Source organism: Brevundimonas sp. (genome assembly GCF_031082345.1).
Classification (GTDB): domain Bacteria; phylum Pseudomonadota; class Alphaproteobacteria; order Caulobacterales; family Caulobacteraceae; genus Brevundimonas.
On record NZ_JAVHLH010000336.1, the window covers coordinates 1 to 1,835 of the forward strand.

Genomic DNA, 1,835 nt, shown 5'->3' on the forward strand with positions numbered 1-1,835 from the left:
CCCTCACATGGGCGTGCTGGGAAGCGCCGGGAGGACCCGGCGCCTGACAGCGTTGAATGGCCGGATTGTCACCCAGCCCTAGTGGCGCCGCAGGACCTGCAACACCGGATGGGCGTCGACCAGCTGGCGGAGAGCATCGACGCCGGCGGCGTTCGTGGGAATGAACACCCGGGTCTTGTAGGCGATGATCTCCGTCCGCATCCCGGCAGACTTCCAGTGCGAGAGAGACGCGGCCGGCAGGCCGATCAGCTCGATCCGCTGCATCTGCATGACCAGGCTGCGACGGATCTGCAGCCCATCGGCAAGCTGGATGGTCGCTCCGTCATCGAGAACGGCGGTGCGGAGCTGTTCGGGGGTGAATGTCGGGGCGTCCAGGCCGAAGGCGGCGCACAGGCCGGGCAGGGCCAGACTGTCGACACGGCGACCGATCAGACGTTCGCCATCGGCGGTTTGAAGACGATAGACGCGGGTCGAGTCATTCGGCAGTCGCGACCACACCGGGAGCAGCAGGCCGGTGACCATATGGAAGGTGGAAACGGCAGTCTCCGGGAGACTGGCCAGTTCAGCAGTCCAGGCCTCGGCGAAGGCCTCGGGGGTGGCGCGGGCCCAATGCGTCGCGTCCAGGGATTGAAGGTTCAACCGCTCCTGGGTCAAGGGTCGGACCATGCGGCGGCGTTCTTCAACGCGGCCATCATCGAACATCAGGGATGCGGTGCGGACGCAGACTGCAGCCCGGCCCGATTGGGCGTTGATCATCAGCTCGCCGCCGGTGTCGTCGGCCAGCAGCAGCGCCGTCTCAAGGGTCATGGGGTTCAGCCGTTCGACCTGACGGACCTCCAGCAGACGGGTTTCAGCGCCGCTTTCGTGGGTGAAGATCGTCTTCCGATCGACAACGTCGAAGCGTTCTGCAGAGAGTTGCTCGACACCGATCTCATAGGTGCCCGCTGTCATGGCGGCGTCGATCTCGGCCTCGATGCGCTCCTCGAGATAGCCGAAGATCGCATTCTGTTGGTTGATCCGCATCGCGAGGACGCGGTTCAGGAAGGTGGTGATGGGTGGCAGGGTTTCTTTCAGCGAGCCGTCGCTGTCCGTCAGGCTCAACCCGGTCGCTTCCTCGAAAGCCAGCAGGCTCAGGCCTTCGATGTCACCGGTGTAGAGCATCCGGTAGAGGCGACGCAGCGCGGTCTTCGCGTAGTCGCTCTCCAGATTGTCCTCAGGTCGGAACAGGCCCTGGCCGCCGGTCTGGCGCTGGCCCTTGGTCAGGGCCCCCAGGCTGTCAAGGCGGCGCGCGATCGTGGACAGGAAGCGCTTCTCGCCCTTCACATTGGTCGCAACGGGACGGAACAGTGGGGCGTGGACCTGATTGGTCCGATTGGTGCGGCCGAGGCCCTGGACGGCGGCGTCAGCCTTCCATCCGCTCTCTAAAAGTAGGTGGCTGCGGCGGGATTTGTTCACCGCGCCGCGATCCGCGTGGTAGCTGCGGCCGGTCCCGCCGGCGTCGGAGAAGACCAAGATCTTCTTCTTGCCGTCCATGAAAGCAGAGGTCTCCGCGCGGTTCGACGACGGCGGGCGACGCTCAACGGCGAGGCGGGTCCCGCCCCCGCTGACCTTCTTGACGATGCGGCGCGAGCGGCCGGTCACTTCGGCGACCTGATCGGTGCCGTAGTGCTGGATGAGTTGGTCGAGGGCGGCCTGCAGAGGCGGCAGGGCGCCGAGGTGTTCCAGAAGAGCGTCGCGCTTCTCCAGCGCGGCCTCGCAGATGACGACGTTGCCATCCTCGTAGGCCGGGCGGGAGCGAATGTTGCCCTCCTCGTCGGAGTAGGTTTCGTGCAGTG

The 1,835-nt window shown here is 65.8% G+C and carries 1 protein-coding gene; it reads right to left on the reverse strand.

Annotated features, from left to right (window positions below):
- Positions 1–78: 78 nt before the first annotated feature.
- The coding region (locus tag RDU12_RS14960; RefSeq protein ID WP_308685429.1) for a strawberry notch C-terminal domain-containing protein at positions 79–1,835 on the reverse strand (1,757 nt) is incomplete at its 5' end.